This is a genomic window from Paraburkholderia fungorum, assembly GCF_046027215.1.
GTDB classification, from domain to species: Bacteria; Pseudomonadota; Gammaproteobacteria; order Burkholderiales; family Burkholderiaceae; genus Paraburkholderia; species Paraburkholderia fungorum_D.
On sequence record NZ_JAQQEN010000001.1, the window covers coordinates 2300268 to 2323732 of the forward strand.

At 60.1% G+C, this 23465-nt stretch carries 15 protein-coding genes and 2 pseudogenes; 7 read left to right on the top strand and 10 right to left on the bottom strand.

The genetic code is table 11. The features are described 5' to 3' along the window. Nucleotides 1–32 precede the first annotated feature (32 nt). Both PQR27_RS10145 and PQR27_RS10150 read right to left on the bottom strand, forming a co-directional pair. Nucleotides 33–1322: a radical SAM protein gene (locus PQR27_RS10145; protein ID WP_408523529.1), complete on the bottom strand. Its 1290-nt coding sequence runs from the start codon at nucleotides 1320–1322 to the stop codon at nucleotides 33–35. Beyond that, nucleotides 1319–2902, bottom strand: coding sequence for a hypothetical protein (locus tag PQR27_RS10150; RefSeq protein WP_408523530.1), 1584 nt, complete (start codon nucleotides 2900–2902; stop codon nucleotides 1319–1321). The genes PQR27_RS10145 and PQR27_RS10150 overlap by 4 nt, the downstream gene beginning before the upstream one ends. Nucleotides 2903–3112: 210 nt before the next feature. On the opposite strand from PQR27_RS10150, the gene PQR27_RS10155 reads away from it, so the two are divergent. After that, nucleotides 3113–4330, top strand: coding sequence for an FAD-dependent oxidoreductase (locus PQR27_RS10155; protein WP_408523531.1), 1218 nt, complete (start codon nucleotides 3113–3115; stop codon nucleotides 4328–4330). 179 nt (nucleotides 4331–4509) lie between these two features. Here PQR27_RS10155 and PQR27_RS10160 read toward each other — a convergent pair whose 3' ends face one another. The 3 genes from PQR27_RS10160 to PQR27_RS10170 all read right to left on the bottom strand — a co-directional run bounded on the left by PQR27_RS10160 (nucleotide 4510) and on the right by PQR27_RS10170 (nucleotide 9225). Further along, the gene (locus PQR27_RS10160) at nucleotides 4510–5601 is read right to left on the bottom strand and encodes an NAD(P)/FAD-dependent oxidoreductase (RefSeq protein WP_408523532.1); all 1092 of its coding nucleotides are present in this window, start codon (nucleotides 5599–5601) and stop codon (nucleotides 4510–4512) included. Next, complete coding sequence (locus PQR27_RS10165) at nucleotides 5598–7475, bottom strand: LodA/GoxA family CTQ-dependent oxidase (protein WP_408523533.1); 1878 nt, start codon at nucleotides 7473–7475, stop codon at nucleotides 5598–5600. The genes PQR27_RS10160 and PQR27_RS10165 overlap by 4 nt, the downstream gene beginning before the upstream one ends. A gap of 100 nt (nucleotides 7476–7575) precedes the next feature. Next, complete coding sequence (locus PQR27_RS10170; protein WP_408523534.1) at nucleotides 7576–9225, bottom strand: S53 family peptidase; 1650 nt, start codon at nucleotides 9223–9225, stop codon at nucleotides 7576–7578. Between the two features lie 724 nt (nucleotides 9226–9949). Here PQR27_RS10170 and PQR27_RS10175 point away from each other — a divergent pair. From PQR27_RS10175 to PQR27_RS10185, 3 genes are all read left to right on the top strand, one after another. Continuing rightward, the gene (locus PQR27_RS10175) at nucleotides 9950–10744 is read left to right on the top strand and encodes a hypothetical protein (protein WP_408523535.1); all 795 of its coding nucleotides are present in this window, start codon (nucleotides 9950–9952) and stop codon (nucleotides 10742–10744) included. 73 nt (nucleotides 10745–10817) lie between these two features. Further along, complete coding sequence (locus PQR27_RS10180; RefSeq protein ID WP_408523536.1) at nucleotides 10818–13310, top strand: phosphorylase family protein; 2493 nt, start codon at nucleotides 10818–10820, stop codon at nucleotides 13308–13310. A gap of 789 nt (nucleotides 13311–14099) precedes the next feature. Further along, nucleotides 14100–14501: an alanine racemase gene (locus PQR27_RS10185; RefSeq protein WP_408523537.1), complete on the top strand. Its 402-nt coding sequence runs from the start codon at nucleotides 14100–14102 to the stop codon at nucleotides 14499–14501. A 34-nt stretch (nucleotides 14502–14535) separates the two neighbouring features. Here PQR27_RS10185 and PQR27_RS10190 read toward each other — a convergent pair whose 3' ends face one another. Continuing rightward, complete coding sequence (locus PQR27_RS10190; RefSeq protein WP_408523538.1) at nucleotides 14536–15759, bottom strand: hypothetical protein; 1224 nt, start codon at nucleotides 15757–15759, stop codon at nucleotides 14536–14538. Continuing rightward, the gene (locus PQR27_RS10195) at nucleotides 15756–17486 is read right to left on the bottom strand and encodes a hypothetical protein (protein ID WP_408523539.1); all 1731 of its coding nucleotides are present in this window, start codon (nucleotides 17484–17486) and stop codon (nucleotides 15756–15758) included. The genes PQR27_RS10190 and PQR27_RS10195 overlap by 4 nt, the downstream gene beginning before the upstream one ends. Before the next feature lie 556 nt (nucleotides 17487–18042). Between PQR27_RS10195 and PQR27_RS10200 the strand changes: the two genes are divergently transcribed. The 3 genes and pseudogenes from PQR27_RS10200 to PQR27_RS10210 all read left to right on the top strand — a co-directional run. Next, on the top strand, nucleotides 18043–18327 hold the full coding sequence (locus PQR27_RS10200) for a type II toxin-antitoxin system Phd/YefM family antitoxin (RefSeq protein ID WP_408523540.1): 285 nt from the start codon (nucleotides 18043–18045) through the stop codon (nucleotides 18325–18327). Continuing rightward, the gene (locus PQR27_RS10205; RefSeq protein ID WP_408523541.1) at nucleotides 18327–18668 is read left to right on the top strand and encodes a type II toxin-antitoxin system RelE/ParE family toxin; all 342 of its coding nucleotides are present in this window, start codon (nucleotides 18327–18329) and stop codon (nucleotides 18666–18668) included. The genes PQR27_RS10200 and PQR27_RS10205 overlap by 1 nt, the downstream gene beginning before the upstream one ends. A gap of 217 nt (nucleotides 18669–18885) precedes the next feature. Next, nucleotides 18886–19521, top strand: a pseudogene (locus tag PQR27_RS10210) (IS110 family RNA-guided transposase); the annotation flags it as partial. A 356-nt stretch (nucleotides 19522–19877) separates the two neighbouring features. Here the strand turns inward: PQR27_RS10210 and PQR27_RS10215 are convergent. The 3 genes and pseudogenes from PQR27_RS10215 to PQR27_RS10225 all read right to left on the bottom strand — a co-directional run. Further along, a pseudogene (locus PQR27_RS10215) lies at nucleotides 19878–20093 on the bottom strand (ISNCY family transposase); the annotation flags it as partial. Nucleotides 20094–20274: 181 nt separating this feature from the next. Further along, nucleotides 20275–21711: an ISNCY family transposase gene (locus PQR27_RS10220; RefSeq protein WP_408523542.1), complete on the bottom strand. Its 1437-nt coding sequence runs from the start codon at nucleotides 21709–21711 to the stop codon at nucleotides 20275–20277. A gap of 174 nt (nucleotides 21712–21885) precedes the next feature. Then, nucleotides 21886–23301: an ISNCY family transposase gene (locus PQR27_RS10225; protein WP_408525451.1), complete on the bottom strand. Its 1416-nt coding sequence runs from the start codon at nucleotides 23299–23301 to the stop codon at nucleotides 21886–21888. Between the last annotated feature and the right edge of the window lie 164 nt (nucleotides 23302–23465).

Sequence of the window (23465 nt, forward strand, 5' to 3'; positions counted from 1 at the left end):
CGCAGTCAGATTGCGAGGAAATATCTTCTGTGTCACGCGTGCCCCCTGAGAAGAAGCGCCGGATAGCGGTCGGCCACGAGGCGGTAGGACCGCAGGCAAAACTCCAGCCATCCGCGAATGAAGTCGCAGCCCGGGCGACCGGTGGCGGCGACCTCGGCGTGGCAGCCACCACCGCAAAGATAGCGTGCCCAGCACGACTTGCAGGGCGTCTGCCTGTCAACGGATGCCTGCTCGAGGAAGGTCTGTCGAGCCGACATATCAACGCGGTCCTCGAGCGACCCCATGCGAAATCCTGGCTTGTTGACTGTGCGATGGCAACTATAAAAAGCACCGTCCGCATCCAGAGAAAGATAGGTGGCGACGGACCCGCAAGGCAGTGCACGTGCCGCGCCTCGATGGATCGATCGCAAGCCGACCCAGAAATTGGAGAAGCGTGGTGGCTCGCCGCTGGCGATGCGAGCGAGTTCGCGTTGCGCCGCGTCGATCATGTTTTCAAGCAGCACGGGCCAGTCATCCTGCGTGAGTGCCAGGTCGCCTCGCGCGCTGGTGCGGGCAGGACTCACGCCGATCTCCTGAAAGCCAACGGCAATCAGGTCTTCGACCCGATTGGCAATATCGAGGTCGTCGCGCGTCACTGTCGCGCGCGCGGCGACGCGTGCTCGCCCAGGATCGCCGAGCAGCGGAGCGATCCCGGCCAGGACAGCCTCGGTAGATTGAGCGCCGCGCGCGGCCGGGCGATGCCGGTTCTGGTTCGGGCCGCCATCGATGCTCACCGTTACTGCGAACGCGTTCTCGCGAAGCAAACTGATGTCCTCGGCATGCAGCAGCGTGGCGTTAGTGGTCACGGCGAAGCGCGCGGCTATCCCTTTGTCGCGAGCCGCATTGCGTGCGTGGGCAACGCAGGCATGAACGAGCCTGCGATTCAGAAACGGCTCCCCTCCGATAAAGCCTACGGTGACGTGGCGCCCCGCCGCACCCGCGATCAACTGATCGATTCCGCGAAAGGCAGTCTCATCGTCCATCAGGCGCGCTACAGTGCCGAATTTGCCTTTGTCCGCGTAACAATAGGTGCAGGCGAGGTTGCAAGCCTGCGCGACGTTGAGTGACAGGGCCGTCACCGGCGCAAGCACCTCGCCCACGATTGGCGCAGGCGGAGCCAAAGCGCGCAATTGCGCCAGCGCGACTGGATCGCCTTGTTCCAGGGCCGAGAAGGTGTCCATGTCGATATCGAAGAGCATCGATCCCGGCACGACGAACACTGCTGGTGGCGTGCCGTTGAGAAGATGGAACCAGGGCGGGTCGTTGGGTTGGGTGGCAGTCACGGTGTTGCGTCGCCTGTGCGCTGTGCGGCCTCGGTTGCGGCGGCGCGGCGGCGCTCCACTATCAGTGCGACACGCTGTCTAACGGGTCCCAATTCGGCGAAGGCTGCGTCGTCCATTTTCGCAAGATGGTTAATCAGCGCGGTCACCTCCCGATGTTGCCGCCAGGTGAGCGAAAGCGGGCTGGCGTCCGAGTCCCGCATATAAGGTGGCATGCGCATGTCGTGAAGCTGGCTGCGCGGGACCCGCGGGTCGCGATCGTTCGCAGCGAGAACAGCGGTGTGATCCGGGCCCAACTCAACGGTGTGCGGAGGAGAAACGGGTGTTTCGGGCAGGTCTGCAATGCGTGCATACGGTGGCCGAAGCAAGCAGTTAATTCGGTCGGACTGCGTTCTAAATAGAAGGATCATATTGTCGATGTCGGCGATCTCACTGTGTACGTCATGCGCGATCTGCGTGTATTGCAAGCGCTCGTCGACAGCGGTGGATTCAAGGATCTGTGGGATCTGTTCCGCCAAAGGACGATCGTTTGCGGTCATCGAGCGCGTGTCGGTGTGGGGCACCGGATCGGGACTGGCGGCGACCTGGCTCCGTAGCATGCTGTTGCGCAGCGCGTCCAGATTGGTCAGGCTGACCGTCTCGAACACGCGCTGGAACAGATCGGCGATTTCTGCAACGGTCATGGGGCAGGCGATCTCATCCGCGCTCAGGGCCGGGAGTTCGCGATCCGCGAGGTCGTCTGCCAACGACATGAAAGGGCGCCTGTCCGGGGCGAAATCCGGTGGCGCGACGGTGGCACGCCCAGTGGCGACGAAACGTTGCGGTCCGATCTCCACGACGACACGGATAACGAGGTCGCACGTGTCATCAACGATTCCCCAACTGCGGCCACCCAGATCACCCGATGGCAGATCGACAACGCCATCGAATGTATCAGTAGGTTCCGGTTGTTCCAGATCGCTTGTCGGCCGGAATCGCGGCCAACTGGCCGCCGGATTGAGAATCCGGTTACGTGCGGGGACGATTTCATACTGCCGGATAGAACCAGACGGGGCGCCGGGGTCAGCTGCGAATGTCGCATCGGGAGGGCCATAGACCGCACCTGACGCCGGTGTAAAGCGCAGCCGCAATATGTCGAGGTCGGCCCCCGTCACAACGCCCGGACGCGGACGAATCGCCTGAATTGTCCCGAGGGGAATCGGGGCGCTCGCCAGAACAAGTGGCTCATGTCCGGGCACATGCGGACTGGTAGCCAGTAACGCTTGCGGATCGTGATTATCGGCTCGAAGATCGATTTCCGCACCGAAGCCGCAAGCAGGGTCTTTTGTGCGCCGCGTGGCCTTGAGGTTCGCTGCACTGACGCGATACGACACACCGCTGAGCGCTCCACCCAGTTCTTCGAGACGCGTCGCCGTCAGGGGCTGCAACTCCTGCGCCCCTTCAAACTTGCCCCATACCTCGAAGAACGGAGCGGTCGGCCGGATCAAACCGAGAGGACCGTCTCTGAAAAAAATTGCTTGCGGAAGAAAAGGATTGAGCGAGCCGTCGCGTAGTACACGGAAACTCAATGTGGGACGAATCACCGTACGGCCGGCACCGTGGGTTGCCGGATCCTCGACCCATTCGAAGGCGTCGACCGGTGTGGAAGCAGGCCCGATCCTGCCGATCGCGAAAGGCGGCAGCAGATAGATGCCAAGAAGTCGTGACACGACTGCCCCCTCGTCTTTATTATTGCAAGCAAGTATAGGACAAGCTCCGTTGCATTCAAGCCCGGACTTAGCCTCGAGGTGCCTATGTCGCAGATTCTGATTGCAGGCTGTGGTATCGCGGGTTGTGCGATGGCTTTGCGAGCGATGCAACTCGGTTTCACACCGACGCTATTGAAGTGCGCGCGGCCGGAAATTGGCGGTGTGGAGATCATTCCGGCGAGCGCGAGGAATTTGCTGGCAGAACTCGGTCTGGATCCAGCGATCGCCTCTGTTCACCCCGGCTTGTCGAATTGCATGGTGTCGTATTCTCCGGATTCCGAACCACATTTCACCTTCGGGCGCGCGCTGTATGTTGATCGCCTTGCGCTTCGCGCCGCGGTTCTCGAAGAAGCGCGTTCGCGCGGCGCGAAGATCCGATGCGTGGATCGCTTGCCACCGCGCGACACGTATAACGTGACTATCGACGCAACCGGCCAGTTTGCCGCATGGTCGCGTCCCGTCGTACGCTACGGCCGGAGTCATGCGGATATCTTCTTGCTGCCGCATGTGCGGGGGCGGCCGGTTGCGCGAGTGTTGCCCATTGAGCGAGGCTGGGCCTATGTTGCATCGGATGAAACCCACACGACCGTGGGCGCCATCAGCTACGCACCGTGCCGTAGCGTCGAGGTCGAGCATGCGCTCAGGCGGGCATTAGGGCTGGACCCGGAAGATGCGCTTCGTCATCTTGGCCGACGGCCTGCATTTCCACAGGCCACCGCCACGCCGTTGCACGGCCGGACGATCGCGATCGGCGACGCTGCTTTTAGCCATGACCCGATAGGCGGACGAGGAATCGCGTTTGCACTCGGATCCGCATTTGCCGCGGGGGCAGTGCTGCAGACCTGGCGCGATTGGCCCGCCGACACCGCGGCCGCCGCGGACTACTACCGTGGTTATGTTCAGGCTGAAATCGGTCGACACTTGCGCTTTCTAGCCGGCGCTAGCGAGATCGAATCGACGGCAGTTGTGGACATGCCCTCGCACGTACACTGGTGCGCGCGGGAGACGCGATGTGCGATTGCCATGCCGGATCGCATCACCTTTGCTGATGCGGTATCGACGAACCGGGGCTCAGTCGTCCGCTGGCTTGGGAAGCTCGACATTTTCACTCTTCGCGCTATCTGCCGAGGACACCGAACGGTGAACGAGGTGATTGCACGGCTATGCGATGCCGGACTGACGCCCGAAGAAGCCAGCAGCGCAATCAAGTGGGCCCTTGGGCATGGTGTCCTTCATGGCCCCGGTGTGAATGAGCCTGAATAGCCTGGCGGAAAAGTATGGGAATGGTGTGAATGGATCTGACAAGCACGCGCTTTACATTGCCGAATTCCGGGAAATCATGGTTCGATGGGCTCGACGCCCGCAGCTTTGGGCGGCCAGAATCATCGCGTGGACCCGTTTCCGTGTGCACCGTGTCGTGACTAGGGGCGGCAGGTCAGCCGCTATCCCATCCGTCTCTGCCAGAACGTGGAATCGGGCCAGCACGTATTTTCCTTATACCAGGAATCTAGATGTCTCCGATAGGTATCAGTAATCCTATCCAGTTCACCTACATAACCATTATATGCGTTCGCATCCCCTTCCAGATTTCGATCACAGGCTTCTGAACCGGCGAGACCTGTATATAGCGCATTGAACAGCCCCTGCGATGAGAGCGGGTCAAAACTGACTGCCGCGTCGCCTATGGCGAACCAGTCAGGGCCAGCCGGGGGGCTCGAGACAGCGGAGTGCGCGGCAGCGAATTTCATATCCGTGTTAGTAAAGAAGCCTACGGATTCGAGTTGTTGACCCAGGACGGGCAGTCGCCGCGCCGTATCGATTAGCCAGTTCGTCGATCGCATCGCGTGGGCGATGGGTAGATCCGAGTCAGTATGAAAGGCCAGCACGCGACGCTGGCCGGGAAGGGGCGCGCTGTACCACCAGCCGTGCTTGGCGGCTTCGATATGTGCAAGACCGTCTCCGGCGCGCTCCTGGTCGCGACCGTAGAGCCACCCGCAAATGAGTTTGCCCTCGCGGGACCGGCGTGCACCGAGTCTCCTGGAGAGCATGGCACTGCGGCCTCCAGCATCGATCAGCGCGCTGGCATGCAGTTGGCAGAGCCCGGCTGGGGTGAGCAGTGTGACTTCCCATCCGCCATTGAACGAGGCGACGGACGCGAGCGTCGAGCAAGTGAGAAGTGCCGCGCCGCGCTCCGCGGCTTTGTTGCGTAACCAGGATTCGAAGCAGGCCCGATCGAGGTGCCAGCCAGGGCCATCCGGATCGCGCAGGAAATCCCGCTCGGCTGGAGCGGATCCACCCCAAACCGAGCGGATTCCATGACAGCGGATGTGACCTTGAAGCAGGAAGTCGTCCCACAGGCCCATATCCGTCAGCAGGCGGCGAGCCGCTGGCGGGAGCGATTCCCCGATGTGTTGGGCAGGCGCCGCCGTTCGGTCTACCATCAGCACGCTGTGGTGAGGCGCCAGGTTCAATGCCGCCGTGGCGCCCGCCGGGCCCGCACCCAGGATCAGGACGTCGGCGTGGAGCACGCTCATTTGCGATGACGCCTGCTGAGATGGCGAGCCTTTTCCACCTTTGTCAAATCCACATCTTCAAAATCTTCGGGAGCGATGGCGGCGGCGAGCTGGCGAATCTCGCCGCGAGGCGGGGGCAGTTGCTCCACTTCGAGGATCGACGGGAAGCCGGCTTGATCTGTCGGCCCATCGCGCACTTCGACGATGCCCATTTGGGCGATGTCCTTGATCATGTTGTTGATCTGATCCTGGTAGCTGACGTTCCCGAGCGGGCGTATCCAGGCAGCCCGTTTGGCGAAGGCCCGCAAACGCTCGTCGATGGACAGGTGCTCGTTGGTGACAGTTTCGTAGGCTTGCTGGCTCATGACCTGATTCGGTACGCGGGCAGGCCAGAAGGTCGGGAGGTAGGGGTCGTAACTCTTCTGGTAACCGGATCGGCAACTGGCGGTATCGGTCTGCCACGGTACGGCCATCCAACGGGTAATACCGCCCGCGGTCTGAGCGCTGCAAGGCTCGTCGATGTCGTCCGGCGTCAGCACTGCGCCGTAGTCCGGCTCGATCCAGTCTGGCGGCCGATGGGCGAGTCGAAAGGGTGCCATGTACATGCTGGCCTTGCGCATGGGCCACGTCATTTCGCAGCCGGGGTGGAATGCGTCAGCCAGGCAGAACTCCATAGCGGCCCGATTGAGCATGTCTGGCTGGTCGGCAAGTGATACTTCCTCGATGCTGCGCGGGCGTATGGCGCCCGGATCATAGTCGGCGACGAATTCGCCGTCCGCCCATTGCCTGAGGAATCTCAATTGCAGGTCACTGAGGGCGGTATGTTGGCGTGGCGTAGAGTCCGGCGGACTGGCCATCGCGTCGCCATAGAGCCAGGGCCACGGCGCCGGCGCCCAGGCATCGCGCTCGAACTGGCGGAACTGGTTGAACACGGTAAGCCGCCACTCCTTCAGATTGTCTGACGGCGCGGCCAGTTTGTTCATCCAGTCGACCTGACTGGATACAGTGGTGCCGCGCCATCCAAAGGCGGCAGCGAAGCCGGCGTTTACCCATTGCAAGCGGCACAGGCGCTCGAAAATCGGCCCAATGTCGTTTTGGAAAGAGGGTTTGTCAGGCGCGCTCAGGCCGCCCGCGCTCACGAACAGGTCGCGCATCAAATCCCACATGGTGCGGACGGATTTCTGCTGCGGCGCGTAGTTTGGAGGCGCGACGACGACCCACGCGGGATCGACCGGGAGTTCATGGCCTTGATAGCGAACCGTCGCAGTAACTGGCCCGTCGCTCACATCGTCGTGCCAGCCCTCGTTGTTGGCGAATGTGATTGCCTGGGCACCGTTGCAGGAAGCGGCTTTGCCCCTGCCGCCAAGCACGATCAGGCAGCCATGAGAGTCTGTACGTAGTTCGCCTAAATAGACCTTCTTGCCCATGAAGCAACCTGTATCGAAGACGTAAGCTTTGCCGCGTTGGTCGCGGCCTTTGATCTGGCGCTCGCCGGGCGTGATGCGGAGAATCGAGCGGTCCGCCACGGTCATATTGCGAAGGAACGAGAACGGCGCAGTCGCGGCTTCCGGAATGTCGAGCGCGATTTGAAACTGGTACCAGGCGGCCTTGGTATTTGCTAACGTGACAGCCCACTGAATATCGGCGGCGTCCGCATTCAGTTCGGCGACGACTTCTCCGGTAGCATTAAAACCATAAATGCGAAAGCGGACCACTTCGCGTTTGATCGCGCCGGTCTCGTCCCGATAGAAGCCCGGTGCGGCAGGCAAGGGATCTGTTACTTCCGGGGCGAAGTAAAAGCCCTCCGGGCTATTCCCGACACGGGCAATGCCAATGGCCGGGTAAATCGCCGCTTTGACGATGACCGTGTCGCGGGGTTGATCAGTGGCAGGCATGAACCTCTCTCTTTCGGCTCTGGACGGAATAGGGATGGCAGTGAGCTGTACGATCGATCATATGCTGGAGCGGGCCAGTTTCTGGCCCGCTCCAGGCCGATCAAACGGTCTTCAGGACGCCCAGCAGTGCCTGTCCGTCAGGAACGCCCAAGCCGCTGACGGCATCGAATCCCTTGGTGGCGGAATAACCCTTTCCGGGGCTCGGATGGGACGCGTTCTGACCGGAGTCGATATCGCGGAACCCCGCTTGCATCACGTTGTTCTGATAGAGAAGCGGTGGCAGAAACCGCTGCTGCTTGCCGGGCGGCAAAGACGCGTCGATTCGCGCTATCAAGGCAGCCCACAGCGGCGTCGACGCGCTTGTGCCACCGTCTGGCAGTGGTTGGCCGTCAAGCAGGAGGTCATAGAGCGGCGGGCCCGCCAGGGCGGACACGTCCGGCACCACGCGCCCGTCAATTGAATTCGGATTCAGGGATGCAACCTTAGGCGTTTGCCACGCCGGACGCGCGTTCAGCGTACTCACGCCGCCGCCGGTGGCACCGCCTCCTGGGCGCTGTCCTGGGGCTTCCCACCAGACCACCTCGTTGGACGTGCCGTCTGCCCGCGTCGTCAGCATCGTGCCGCCAACGCTCAAGACATACGGACTGCTCGACGGGAACTCCACGTGGCAACGCTTGCCCGACTGGTCGCATCCGCTGCCGTCGTCACCGGACGAAACGCAGACCGTGATACCTTGCATCGCGGCGATCTGAAGCCGCTGATTGATGGAGTCCATTGCGCCATTGCTCCAATCCGCAGCCTCTTCAGCAAGACCGTAGCTAATCGACAAGGCGACTGGCACTGGCCCGCTTCCCGAGGTCACCTCGTCCAGCAGATTGACCCATCCGCGCTCCCCCCAAGTCGCGAAATAGACGCCAATATCCGCTTTCGGACAAAGCCCGGCGATGATCTGTACATCCATCATCGTTTCGGCTGTCTGTGCGAACAGCAGGTTCTGGAGATCTTTGGAGAGTTGCTGTATCTCGGACCTGTACTGTTGCTCGTTGAGGGGAGACAGGCCGACACTTTCGATCCTGACCGTCGGTATGGGCAGGCCGTTGTCCGTGCAGAACGATGACACATCCGAGGGGATGTACGCCGGCGGCAGCACTTGTCCGTTCCCCAGGTTTTGACCGAATTCCGCGATGGCGATCGTTTTGCCGGCGCCATCGCCAGCGGGGAAGTTGTATCGTTTCACAAGGTCGGCGGGTTTAAGCGGGGCCAGCTTGGCCGGATGAACTGCCGCTTGCACGTGACGGTCTGCCATGCGCCTTTGATCCAGACCGAAGACTCCGTCGACGATGCCATCAAGTTCGATTGGAACCATGAGCATGCCGTGGCGCGCGCGGATTTGTCCTTGCCCGGGAACCTGGTAAATTCCGAGGTTAGGCTTGAACGCAGCGATCATCGCCGCAGCAGAACCTTTAACGCGGATACTTCGACCGCCTTGCATTACTTCCAGAACGGTCAGTCCGAAAGGCCTTAGCACTTGCTCGACTTTATTGACGTTATCGGAGGAAACGCCCCAATTTTTTGCGATTTCGTCGCGAGTCAGCGGATGAGGCGTCATCTGGTCGGACGAGGGAAGAGCGGGCCCCTTAAGCGTGATCGTAACTTCGACGGGGGCGTGAGGATCCACATCCCCAACTCTGATTCCGTTATGAGGCAGCGGTCTGCGGCTACCCGCCAGTTCTACGTGAGTATCAACCATCTTCGTCTCCTCCGGCTACGATCGATTGAGTAGATGCGAATCGGCATCGCAATCAGTACCGCGATCGCGTCCAGTAACAGCACAGAAAAATAGACAGTACACAAGAGCGGAATCGTGGATCGAAGCCGCCTCGCACCTGATCCGAGATTATTTACTGCGAGAAACGTTGCAAAAAACCGGGAACGGATAGCGAACGCGGATAGGCCCGAGTGCGTTGATAGCTTTCCAGGGGGCTCAATGGTCCACGGAGGATGAACTCAGTCTAGGTTCCCGTGTGAAGATTCAAAGGACGAAATCCAGGCCTATATGTGCGTTCGCGCATAGACTTTCGCACGAAGACTCTCGGTCTGAGGCGATTAAATGAGCATTGGAATCTCAAGAGTCGCTTTTTTTAGAACACCGAATTCAGCATGTGTTTTCAACATGATCGACCCATTCCATTCGCATAGAAAGTTGTTGCCGGCACATAGATATCTCCAGAAAACGTCAATTCCATTCACGCCGTAGAACAGACTTGATGTGTTGACATACTTAATGAGTTCGCAAACCGAAAAGTATGTTCGTCATCTCACACTCCTCCTCATTCGAGCTTCCCTGAACAGTCATAATTTCCTAGCATGCTTGTGCAGAATTGTGCAATTGCCTGATTCTCACACGCCAGGCGGAACATGAAGTTCTCATCACACTGCTGCAAGCAACTGATCCTTGGATACGGGGAGTTAGCATGAACGCAGTAAAGTGGGTTCTTATAGATCGAACCAAAGGTGCTACGACGACGGACGGGTCGAGGCTTTCCGCCGATGTGCTCTCCCACCTGGCCGAGGCCGTCAGCGATCAGGTCAACCACGAGTTTGCAGCCGAATGGGGTGCACAGGTGACCCTGCGTGTCGGCGCAAATGCGACAGACATCAAAGCGGGGGAGTGGGCATACATCTTCGTTCCTTCGCTGCCGCACGCGCCCGGAGCGAGCGCGTACCATGACATCGGCGTCACGGGCGTACCTTTTGCCCTGTGCGCGTTAAAAACATGCGGCAGCCTTTATGGTCCTGATGGAGTCAGCGTTGACGTCTCGCATGAAATCCTCGAGACCGCGGGCGACGAAGGCGCCAACCTGTTTGCAAACGACAACAAAGGTTTGCTCCACGCGCTCGAGATGTGTGACGCCGTCGAAATCCAAACCTATGGCAAGACCTGCAAGGACCGCACTGTTGTGCAGGTTTCGAATTGGCTTCTTCGCGCCTGGTTCGTGCCCGGTGCTGCCGGACCGTACGAATACATGTCAAGGGCAAAACTCCATGGCGCCGCCCCCCCTTCGGGCCCGCTTACTACTGCGCCAGGCCACGGCGGCAACTACCAGATCGTTAGCAAAGCTACGGGTAGCAAACAGGTTGCCGCCGCTGCACGTGAGTTCCAGATTGAAGGCACGCGGCGCAAAGGAGCCGAGCCAAACTGGAGCTCCCGTACAGGACGACGCATGGCCCACAAGGCATACAACATCCTGGAGCCTGTCAAGCTCTGAGTCACGAAGTCAGCCGAGCTGCAGGAAGCGTCAGCGACAAACCTGACACCGTCGGTTCACCGGAGAGCACGTTATGGACGATCTCAACTTTCAGGCCTTATATAGTCGAATGATGGGACTTCCGTTTCTCGGAAGTGTCCAAAGTCCTATATCGGATCATTCGACCGTGCAGGAAATTTCGGGCATGCTCGATAAGGGGCGTGATTTTCTTCCACATCCGTTTCAACAGCATTACGCGGATCCGTTGAACCGCAACCTGACGTCCGTCATCCGACGCCTCAGCTCTCCAACGTTGGACGCGATGACGATGGAGACGTTGGCCGGCGCGGTGTACCAACATGGCGATCAGGACATGTTGCCGGAACTCCACCGCTTTCTTGCGGTGATCTCCAACATGTATCGCTCGTTCCTGGACTCGACCAAGCGTGCGCATCTAGGCATTGAGCTGACCAGCACACTGCCGCCGCTGGCAATGTTTCAGTCCAGCTCCGAAAACGGGCCTTTCACCATAACCAACGACACGGTGGCACGCCTGACAGATGCGTCGGTCGGTGTCGTCAGCTTGCCGCGATCTTTCGCTAAACACCCGCTGCTGTTCGGCAGCCTCGCACACGAGACCGGTGGGCACGACGTAATCCATGCCGACAGCACATTGCTCACCGAATTGCGCGCGAACGCCCACAACCTTTTCGACGGTCCTCATGCAAAGGGGCTGGGTCTGCTGTGGGACTACTGGATGGACGAAGCCGCTGCCGACATATACGGTGTCCTGAACATTGGACCATCGTTTGGATTGAATCTCGCACTGCTCCTGACCATTTTCATCGGTCAAATGCGCGGGCTCAGTCCCGCCGATGCGCCGACGCTGCGCACGGATAGCGGGGCCGATGACCGCGGTGTGCTCGATCCGCATCCAACGGATATCCTTCGCCTTTCGCTAATCCAGGGGGCGGTCGAGGCATTGACGAGCCTTACTCTCTCCACGAGGCAGGCCTACAGCGATCATCTTGCCAATCTCGCTCATGAGTTGGCCCCGACTGCCCGGGAAGTGAACCTGACTGGCTATGCCCGGGTGCCGAGCGGCGAATCGATGAGTTTCGACGGTTTCTTGCCACTCTCCACTCTGCAGGAATCTGCGCGAAGTGTCGGGGCAATGATCGCCACTGCAAGACTGCAGGCGCTTGGCGGGAGTTCTATCCAGGATATCGAAACCTGGGATGACGCGGACGAGAATGCGGCCGTGACAATGGCGGGCAGACTGGCGAGTGGAGTCTCGATCGTCGGCCTCGGCGACGATGCGCAGATACTCGCGGCCACAACGCTTGCTGCGCTTCGAGCGCCGGACGCGTACGACAGCCTGTCGATGCTTGCCAATAGTGCGCTGGACGACAGCTTCAGCACCGATCCGTACTGGGGGTCGGCGCGGCCGGACAAGCTGTTCCTCGGTGCGTACCGGACGAGTGTGGAGCGCGAGGTCGAGGTCGATCCGTACGCTGCCGCGATCATCGACTTCAATCCACTCGACGCCGATCCGCCGACCGATGCGCTTGGTATTGCGACGGTCACCGAGCATGCGATACGCCCCATCAAATGGCCCACTGACGGCAAGCCCGTGCTCGATTCAAGCTTTGTTTTCAAGGGAGGCGATGCGGAACTGCCGAAGGCGGACATCGTCTTTTTCACGTGGACCAATGCGGAGGCCAACGCAATGGCCGCGGTTCTCACACCGGGCATTTGGGCTGCGCCGCGCACCGGTTCACGCGACCCCTCGTGGCACGAATACACGAATCAGTGGGCTTCGAAGTTTGCGGGCCGGTCTACAGCGCGAGGGCCGGCCACCACCAATCACTATATCGGCAAATACATGCCGGTGTTGATCGGGGGGCGCAGGGTATTGCTATTCAAATCCAATTTTCATCTCGCGCGCGATGATCGGTCGCTTCCGGTGAAGGACATGTTCAAGCAGGTTCTCCAGCAGACAGGCGCGCGCCTCGCGGTCACCACCGGCACCGCCGGTGCGATCGGACCGAAGTTACAGCTTGGCGATGTGGTTGTCACCAACCATGCCGTCTTCAAGCTTGACGGGACCTTCAAAAATGCGCCTTTCAACAGCAAGTCCTTTGCTGGACCCTACACCCCTCAAGTAACCGCCACGGTTGACCTTGTCAACAGTTCGCTCGTCGTACCCAACGCAGCCCAGCTGAAATCTGCGTCGATCCCGCCGACGCGCAACGCGCCGAAGATCTTCCTTCCGGATACTATTGCGGAGACCGGCGAGCCGGCGATAATCGTTACGACTGACAGATTCGAATACGATGACGCTGCGGACACCTTCCACCTGCAACACAAAGGGGCGATGGTGGAGATGGACGACGCTGTGCTGGGGCTCGCGTGCGAGGAATTAGGTGGCAATATTGCGTGGCTGGCGATTCGCAATGCCAGCGATCCACAAATGCCCGCAGACGCCACAAAAGAAACCTCGTCGATGATTTACGCGAAATACGGGTACTGGACGAGCATACCGAGCGTCCTGGCGAGTTGGGCCATGGCACGCGATTTCACGTGAATGGAACGAGGGTGGCGGAAGCGAAAAAGGAGAATTCGACTCGAGTCATCACGCCGCTCAGCTTCAAAACGATAGAGTCGGATTGAAAAATGCATTTTTCCCGAATCGATCGAACAGGATAACTTCCTGCATTCGCCGAGGTTCGCATGTGACCGGCGTCGGGGAACGTGCGTCGTTGGCGGCCGTTTGCGATCACGAATTGCGCGAGGTTGGCGTCGCGCGTTTCCGGTTCGCGATGGAATGCGTCGCCGCTGGCCTGCGCAAGATCGAACGAAAGGTGGCGCATCACAGATCTTGGCGGGCGAGGGCATGAGCACACGATATTACAGCCGCTGCGACGCACAAGGGTACTGCGCGCGTCGCGGGCCGGCACGCTGGGGCGTGACGTTGCCGCCGTAAGATGCCCACCCGCTCTGCGCTATTGCCGTGCTGCGACGCCGTCCGCGGTATCGCGCAAGACAGGGCGATCCGGGCAAGCTGCGGCAGTTCACGCGCGTTGCTCAGAACCCGACACCCATGCCGACGCCGACCCCACCGCCGAGGCTGCCGCCTCCCACGCCCACGCCTATGCTGGGGCCCGGCGCGTAGTAGCCAGGACCATACGCAGGATCGCTGTAACCGTACGGCGGGGCAGCAACACATCCAGAGACGGCCGCTGCCAACGCCAGAATGCCGGAAAAGTCTGAGCATGATAGTCTTCCGTGCACGAACTGCGCAGCAAGACCTGATCCCGGTTCTGGCGAGGTCCATTAGTGTCGGCCCGTCGCGACCTGAAGCGCTTCCGCCGGCATGGCGGAGGCCGCCAGCGCCGCGAAGGTTGCGCGGCTGGCGGCGCAAGCGGGTGTCGATGGCTTTTGCGTCGGTAGTCCGGAAGAGGGCGTCGCGATTCGCAACGCAGGCATCGATCGCGACATTCTGCTGTTTGCCTCGACCTTGCCGGAGGATGCGGCGCAGGTTGCCGCGTTGGGACTGACAGTGACGATCCAGAGCCACGAAAGCCTGCGCGCATTTATCGATGCTGGCGTGGCGGTCGATGCGTTCCTCGAGATCGATCCGGGCTTCGGGCGCTTCGGCTTTCTGCCGTCGCAATGGCAAGCCGCGTTTGAGGCACTGCGCGCGAACGATATTCGAAATGGACTCGTCGATGAAGGCCAATTCAGACGATCTTGTGGTCTTTGTGAGCGTTGTTGAATCGGGATCAATCACGGCTGCAGCCAGGTTGAATTCATTGCCGGTTTGCATTGGCATCCGTGCCCGCCTGATCTTCTCTGACGGCCGCGTGCGGTACGGGGTTCGGCTTGCCGTCGACGATGTAGTCGAACATATCCTTGTGCGCTTGCTCGTTTCCTTTGATGGGAAGCAGGAGGTTTCTCGCCGGATCTTGCGGCTCCGCATCCTTGATTCTCTGATAGTAGCGTCTGCGGCGATGTTCGTGCATATACGTGGCGGGCAAGGGCATCGCCTGAACATCGTCCATGATATCGATAGCCTCGAACGTGAATAGGCCTACGTCATCGTTCACGAAACACGCGGGTGCCCGATCGTAGTGAAGCACGACCACGCGTTGTGCTTGTCGAAGCATTGGATCTTGTGGACCGTTCTTTTGCAGCCGATCCTGAAGTTCCTCGCACATCTGCCTGTAGTCGTCGTATGCCAACTCGGGATTGCCGGGTGATCTGCGTTTCGCCCGAATCTCGAGGTGTTTATGAACGAAGCGACGCGGCACCGAATACAGAAACGGATACCCCGCGTTGGCATAGAGGCGGAACTGCAGGGTTTCATAGGCGCGCGCGAGTTCATGCACCCACGATGGAACTTTCGGCACTTGCGAGTTGGACGGCTCGTAGTAACGGACCTTCTCCCTGGTCAGCTCCGGGAAGATGACCATCGGCAGAAAAGAGTGGATCAGCAGCTCACTTGGCAGCCTGCCATGGCCAGCCGCGTGCGCGCGATGGGCCCGGCGCGCGCCCCGGACTATATCGCCGATCGCCTTACCGACACACACGCCGTTCGGAAGTCCGCCCCCTTGTTCCTCGGCCCAGTTGAGCACTGCGTCCCAGGCGCGGCCGTCCGGCACGCCAAGATAGTACAGGCCTAGCCATGCGGCAGTCAGGAGCTCGACGTAGCACTCGTTCTGCTGTTGGATGTCGATGAGCCTTGCGCTTCCATTCGAAGCGGGCCTGTCGGACTGCCTGACTTCGTCGGGAACGAGCGTGCCATCGCATTCAAGCCAAAATTGCTCGCCCGAGCCCGCGTTCAGCGCCTCGTCAACAAAAACCTGCAGGATCTTGATCCGCGGATCATTCCGTCCCTTGCGAACCGATCCGAATACCGTCTCCTCGCCAACCCATTGCTCTCCTTCGTACTCTACATAGTCGATGCTGGCTTTTATGGCGACGTCGGCGACTTCGCGAAGGGTTTCAATGAACTGGTTTCCGAGGGGGGTCATTGCAGCTCGCAGGGAAAGCAGGTTGCACTACATGATCCGCCAGCGACGGGCCGTCCATGGCGTGCATGCAGGAGTTTCGCGAAGTCGAACAGAAGCTCCGCGCATTTGTCGGTGCGCACCTGCCTTTCTCCAGCTTCCCAAAGATCGAGCCAATCATTGAAGTGAAGGTCGTCCGACTTCAGGACTGATTCGAAGAAGGCTTTGTCGACGTCATTCGGCTGGAACAAGTTCGGCTGCGCGGCGCATAACCTCGAACAGATGTATTCCTCGGCTGTGGGCCCGTGAACGGCAATCTGGTCGATTTCTCCTATCGCCCAACGAGCCAGCGGTTTCAGACGTTGTCCTACGTTCAAACTCAGGTTGCGAACCAGCAATTCGTCATTCGGCTGGTCGACAATCTGGTGCACGTACCGATCCACCACGTGCACCCATAACGAGGTTTCGGCCATCATCAGCCGCAGTCTCGGCAACTCGGGCCCAGCGACGCCCGAAGCGTGTCCGGCAGCGCGCTGCCCCGTTAGACTCGCGTCTTGCCCGTTCTTGTGGAGTGAGAGTTGCACATCGGTCGGGACGGCGGACGTGCGATCCGTGGCCACCATGTCCGGATTCTCCGGCGAGGCCTGCTTTCCCGTGAAGTGCTCGGCGGCTTTCGCCAGAACGACGCAGTGCCAGATGAGACCGATAAGATTGCTGAAGGGAGAATACGCCCCGGGTCGCCCTCTGAACGAATAAGGAACAACGATCGTGACATCGGTCCGGTTGCCTTTGACGAGCGCGTTGAAGAAGGTACGCGGCTCGTTCGCGACTTCGTTGGCTGGCGAGCAATAGGTGGCCCAGTCCTGGTCCCACCAGTCCCGGTCGATTGCACATTCCCGAAAGATGGCACGAATATGTCGGTCGTCATCGGTCAGTTCCATTTGGGCAGGTAACGACGGCTGCTTGCTGCTTCGGGCCCTGGCATCGTTCTCCGTGCGTTCGCGCGCGGTGGTGCCGTACTCCCGGTACATCTCCACGACTGCATTCGACTTACCAAGTGCCGAGACGATGCTCTTCACGTTGCTGTCAAGTTGATGGCTCAAGTCTTCCATCACGCCGACTTGGTCACGCAGGTTTTCTTTCTGCTCTTCCAGCGACGTGTAGTGTTCGGCAGCGACATAGATCGCGGCAAGCGCCATCGCGAAGACGGCGGCGTCGTGCTCGCCATCGAGAATCATCGCCACGAAAAACAGAAGGGCCGGCAGGAACCCCAAGCAGACCGCGCCCCAGCGGGTATGGAAGAATACGAGCAGCCTCCAGATATGCGAATGAATCGTTCTGCCGTCCTTCAAAGAGCGCGCATACGCGCGCACGTGGAAGACAAGAAACGCAATCGTTGTCAGGGCGATGACCGCAAAACCCAATACGAGACTCTTGATGAGGGAATCGTTGGGTTCTGCATTGGAGGCGATTGGCGAAAGGAACAAGCCGGGGATCGTTTCCTGAGGCAGGAACGGCAGCAGCACGAGCGGGCCTTCCGGTGTAACTGGAAAGTGGAGAATTCGAAAGCAGCACCAGATCGCGCACGCCAGAGAGAAGGCGACCGAGGCAGTGGCAGTGACCACGATCAGGAACGATTGCAGACTCGCCGACCGCCCTGGCGCCTTGTGCTTCGCCGCCGGCTCTGCGGCGGCGGGAAGGGAGGATTTTGGATGGCTCTGCGTCACATCCTCGGCGGCGACTTCGGCCATGACATCTCCTGACGGTAGATCCGCCTGTGCATGGAAGCGCCGCTCGACATTGACGACTGGCACGTATTAGATATGAACATTACTCGAACATGCGATCCGGTTCGAATTGCAATATAGTTGTGAAAACACCGGTTACCAAGCTCGCTATATCTCTGGGACGGCCAACTGATCGAAGGCAGATCGTAGATCGGGATGCCGGGTCACATAAATGCTATCAGCGAAATAACTTAACATAATTTAAGTGAGCACTTTTCGTGAACGTTTTAGTTTAAATTGTCCACGGTCGCTTACATCAGCTTGCCTGTTGGCTCCGCCACTTGAACACGTGGGGGCACCGACCTACGCGCTGCTTCGCCGTGACGGGCTGAGCAAGCGAAGCGGAATAGGCGGTGCATTCATGGCGACCGAGGAATGTTGGCGAAATGGTGTGTTTTGTGGGTGGGCAAGTCGAGCCTCCGATGACAGATCACAGCAGCCCAGCCTGATTCAGGACTTTGCGTAAAACTGAATTTAGTCTATATTCGGTCTAAATGAGGTGGCAAACGGAGGATCAGACATGCGCCTGGCAGACCACGTAAAACCAATCAGCTACCTGAAAAGCGACGCAGCGCAGATCGTCAAGGATTTGACGGCTTCTGGCGAGCCACTGCTTATCACGCAGAATGGCGAGGCGAAACTCGTCGTTCAGGACGTGCAAAGCTATGAGGACACCCAGCAAACGCTGGCGCTGCTCAAGATTCTGGCCTTGGGCCAGAAGGACATCGAGCAGGGGAGATTCAAGGATGCCGACGAGTTTCTTGCCGAACTCGACGACCTTGACCGGAAGGAGCAAATCCGCTGATGGGGCAGACGAAGTTCAAGCTCCTGGTTCTCGACGAGGCGCAGGGGGATACGAAGGATTTGCGTCGCTACATCCTCAAAAATTTCGGCACTCAGACGTGGAAGCAAACGTCCGCGGAACTGGCTGTCACGTTTGACAATATCAGGCAGTTCCCGCAGAGCGGTTATGTCCCGCCGGAGCTTTCAGATTTCGGCGGTCTGAATTTCCGGGAAGCGTTGAGCGGCCAGAATCGGGTCATATATGAGATACGCGACGACACGATTTACATTCACGTCGTCACCGATACGCGCCGTGATTTACAAACGCTTCTTCAGAAACGGCTATTGCGTTCTCGCTGGTAAATCATCCTTATTGGTGTTTTCACACTGTAGTGCCGGACCACTCGTCAGATGGCGGCACGCGCGCTCCCGGGAAAGCTCACCATAACGAGGCGTGTTGATATTTAATACGCAACTAACCGTCTACCCGCACGACATACACCACAAAACTCAAACCTGTCTGCAACAACGGCCGCCTGAAAAATAACAGGCACGGACGTCGCCTGCCGGTTATCGAGAACGGATACCTGGTGAGCTGGTCGAATTCGGCGTGTTCCTGCCGCAAGGTATCGACGCATTTCGCACCCACTTCGTCGAGGCGCTGGAGGACGGGGCCACTGAACTGAACGGTGTTGCGCGCACGGCGTTGCTGCGAGGCTGGGAGCACCTGCAGGCCCTCGAGCAGCAAATCGTCTGGTGCGACGCGGAGGTTGCCACGCAGGTGAAGCACGACGGCAACGCGCAGCGCGCCATGACGGTCATCGGCATCGGCCCGCTCACCGCGTCGGCTGCGGTGGCCACTGTTGGCGATGCGCGCGTGTTCAAAAATGGTCGCCAATTTGCCGCCTGGCTTGGCTCGGTCCCCAAGCAGGCGAGCAGCGGCGGCAAGAACCGACTGGGTCGCATCACCAAACAGGGCAACACGTATCTGCGCACGCTGCTGTTTCAAGGCGCACGCTCGGCCGTAACGACCGCCCATCGACGAACTGACCGACTCTCACGCTGGATCGTTCAGCTCCAAGCACGTGTGGGCTGGTATCGGACGCTGGTGGCCGTGGCCAACAAGCACGCGCGGATCCTGTGGGCGATTCTGGCCAAGGGCGAGCGTTTCGATCCGGCGTATATGCCGACCCGCCCGACCCCCAAGGGGCCATGAGGACACAGGCGCATACCCTGATACATAAGTGATGACGAGTACAGTTGTACAACTCAAAACGAGGACTTCGCACGTAAGGGCTCAACAGGCATGGATAGCGACAGGTCAGACCGGCAGAGCGGGCGAACTCGAAGTACGACAAGGCGCTACATAGCATGTATTCGCCGTCACCCGGATGGAGTCCTGCTGCGCGGTTACTATCCTGGCCCGGGCACCGCAATGACAGTGCTCAACAAGGCCGTTTATAGGTATGCAGTCTGTCTCGCCGCTAAATGCCAGATGTCTGCCCGATCACATCGGAGTCAAACGAATGGATGAATGAACCCCGAGCTTGAAAAAAAGGAAAGTCCTTATAGGTCGTACTGCACCGTCAGCGACTTCGTCACGCGTCGCGTCTCACGCCACGTCATCAGCAGGTCGAGATTCTCGTCAGCCCGCAGCGGCCGGTGTGCATCGAACTCACTCTTCGGTGGCCTGGCAAACCGCGCGTTGTAGGCGGCCATGAAGGAGGGCGCATACGCATTGGCATCAGCCACCGTGCTGATGCCGCGCAAGCGCATCTCCTTCACCATGCTGGAACACGACATTACTAAAAAGCGCTGACAGACATTGTCGAGGCCATTCTGAAATGTCGTATCTCTGGCCAGATAGAAATGTCGGGTTTTGACGTTGGGTTTGACTCTGTCTTTAACGGTTTGAATCTCACACAGCGCTGAAGGACAGCGCGTGAACGGGCAGGGCGTGTCAGTCCGTTCAGTGGGTGCCTGCAGACCGCGGCCTGGGTTTGCGAGCCTTGACTGCGATTGTGACCGGGTTTGCCGACAACTGCGTCAGCGCTGCATTGACATCTTCACGCGTGAACTCGCGCTGCTTCTTCGTGCCCGGCTCGCGCTGATCACGTTCGGCTGCCAGCCCACGATTCGTGCGCGACGGCGAGCCCGAAGCGCGCCGGTCGTCGCGCTGCGCCTGCAGCGCCTGCGCAACCTGCAGCGCGTGCCCCAGCCGCTTGTGTTCAATCACCGCGCCCTGATCGATCTCGGAGAGCCGGTCGTAGGGCACGCAGGGAAGGGCCGTGCCGTCCGCCCGGATCTCGATGCGGCCGTCCGGATACTCCCACACGTCGATATACCGGTGGATCAGTTTCCGGTTCGCCGGCGTGTCGTCAAGCAGGTACATCACGCGGTCGTACTGCACCGTCAGCGATTTTGTCACGCGCCGCAGTTCGCGCCAGGTCAGCAGCGCGTCCAGATCCTCATCGTCGCGCAACGGCCGGTGCGCATCGAACGCGCTCTTCGGCGGTTTCGCAAAGTGCGCGTTATACGACGCGATGAAGGTGGGCGCATACGCATTCGCGGCGTCAATGGTGCTGATGCCTCGCAGCCTCAGCTCCTTCACCAGCCGGTCCTGCAGCGTCAGGCGTGCGCGCTCGACGCGGCCCTTCGCCGAACTGCTGTTCGCGCAGAACGTGTCGATGTTCAGCTCGTACATCGCGCGGCCAAAGTGCGTGACACCACGGTCACCGGTCTGCGTATGCGTCGGCCGGAACACGCTCGCCCTGTCGCTGTAGAAGGCCACCGGCTTGCCGTAGCGCTCCAGATATCCGCGCGTCGCCTCGAAGTAGCTGAAGGTCGACTCGGTCGCCGTGAAATGCAGCACCATCAGCCGGCTCGTCGCATCGTCGACATACACCAGCAGCGTGCACTGCGGCGCCCGCGCCTCGAACCATGGATGCTCGCTGCCGTCGATCTGCACCAGTTCGCCCAGACACGCACAACGCGCCCGCGGCTGGTAGACCTTCGGCGGACGCTGCCGGCGCGGAATCCATAAGCCCGCATCCGTCATCAGATGCCGCACGGTTTCCTTCGACAGCGTGATCCCGTGGCATTCGTGCAGCTTCTCGCACGCGAGTGTCGGCCCGAAGTCAGCGTAGCGTTCACGGATGACCGTCAGCGCCCGCACAGCCAGTCCTTCATCCAGTTTCCGGTTGCCCGGGCGATCGCGTCGGCCCGAGCACAAACCAGCGGCACCTGAAGCCCGATAGCGGATCACCAGCCGCTCGACCTGGCGCACGCTCAGCCCGAGCCGTTCAGCAGCTCGCCCGGGCTTCAACCCCAGCTCCACAATCGCCTGGATCACCTTTAAACGGTCGAGTTCGCGCATGTTCAGTGTCACCAGTTCGGCTGCACGCATGGCGGGCTCCCGCGATCAGACCGGAAACGCCGAGCATGGCATCAGCTGCAAAACACGACATCTGTATCTTGCTGAAACACGACATTCTCATATTGCTGTTACATTGTCGAGGCCATTCTGAAATGTCCGGGTTTGGACTTTTTAGAAATGTCCGGTTTTAAGGTTCAGAAATCTCTATGTTAGAGGGCTTTCAAGCACCGAGCCTGCCCGCGTTCCGGCAGTTCCCAGGACCGCTGCATTCAGGTCTTCAAGCGTCAGTTCGCGCTGCTTGCAGGTGCCCACCTTGCGCTCCTTCGGCCGCGGCGCTTCGCCCTGATTCGTTCTCGACGGCGAGCCTGACGCACGCCGGTCATCGCGCTGCGCCTGGATCACCTGCGCCATCTGCAACGTGTGTCCCAGCCGCTTGTTATCGACCACCGCCGCCTGGTCGATCTCCGAGAGCCGGTCATACGGCACACAGGGCAGGGCAGCGCCATTGACCCGGATCTCGATGCGTCCGTCCGGATACTCGAACACGTCCAGATAGTTGTGAATGAGGCTGCGGTTTGCCGCCGTGTCTTCAAGCAGATAGATCACCCGGTCGTACTGCACCGTCAGCACCTTCGACACGCGCCGCGGCACCCGGCACGTCAGGATCAGGTCGAGATCGTCATCGGCCCGTAACGGCCGGTGTGCATCGAACGCGCTCCTGGGCACCTTGCCGAACCGGCCATTGAAGTCAGCGATGAAGTGGGGCGCATAAGCGTTGGCCGCCTCCTTCGTGCTGATGCCGCGTAGCCGCAATTCCTTCACGAGGCGATCCTGCAACGTCAGATTGGCGCGCTCGACGCGCCCCTTCGCCTGACTGCTGTTGGCACAGAACGTATCCACATTCAGTTCGTACAGCGCGCGGCCAAACTGCGTCACGCCCTTGCCAGGCGTCACCGAATGGCTGTTGCAATGAAATACGCTCGCCTTGTCGCTGTACAGCGCGACCGGCTTGCCATGCTGTTCAAGGTACGCGCGCATCGCCTCGAAATAGCTGAAGGTCGACTCTGTCGCCGTGAAATGCAGCGCCATCAGCCGGCTGGTCGCATCGTCAATGAACACCAGCAGCGTGCAGGCTGGCGCGCGGCCCTCGAACCAGCGGTGATCGCTGCCGTCGATCTGCACCAGTTCGCCCAGGCATGCTCGGCGGTTTCTCGGCTGATGCAGCTTCGGCGGTCGCTGCCGGCGGGGAATCCACAGCCCGGCCTCACGCATCCAGCGCCGCACGGTTTCTTTCGCCAGCACCACGCCATGACACTCGGCGAGCTTCTCGCACGCCAGTGTCGGCCCGAAATCGGCGTAACGCTCACGCACCAGCGCCATGGCCCGCGCACGGAGATCCACCGGCAGTTCGCGGTTGCCCGGTTGCCCACGCCGCGCCGAGACGAGCCCGGCCGGTCCGGCAGCCTCGTAGCGCCGCACCAGCCGGCTGACCTGACGCTCACACAGCTGCAGCCGTTCCGCCGCCAGCACGATCGTCAGGCGATGCTGGACGACCGCTTCGATGATCTTCACGCGCTCGAGCTCGTGCATGCTGATCGTGATCAATCCACGTCCGTTCATGTCCGGCTCCCGGGCTGTGCTCATGCCGCAGCATGCGCCACAGCCGCCGGTCCGGAGCCGGGAACCGGACATTTCTAATGAGCCAGAACCAGACATTACTAAAAAGCTCTGACAGACATTGTCGAGGCCATTCTGAAATGTCCGGGTTTGGACTTTTTAGAAAT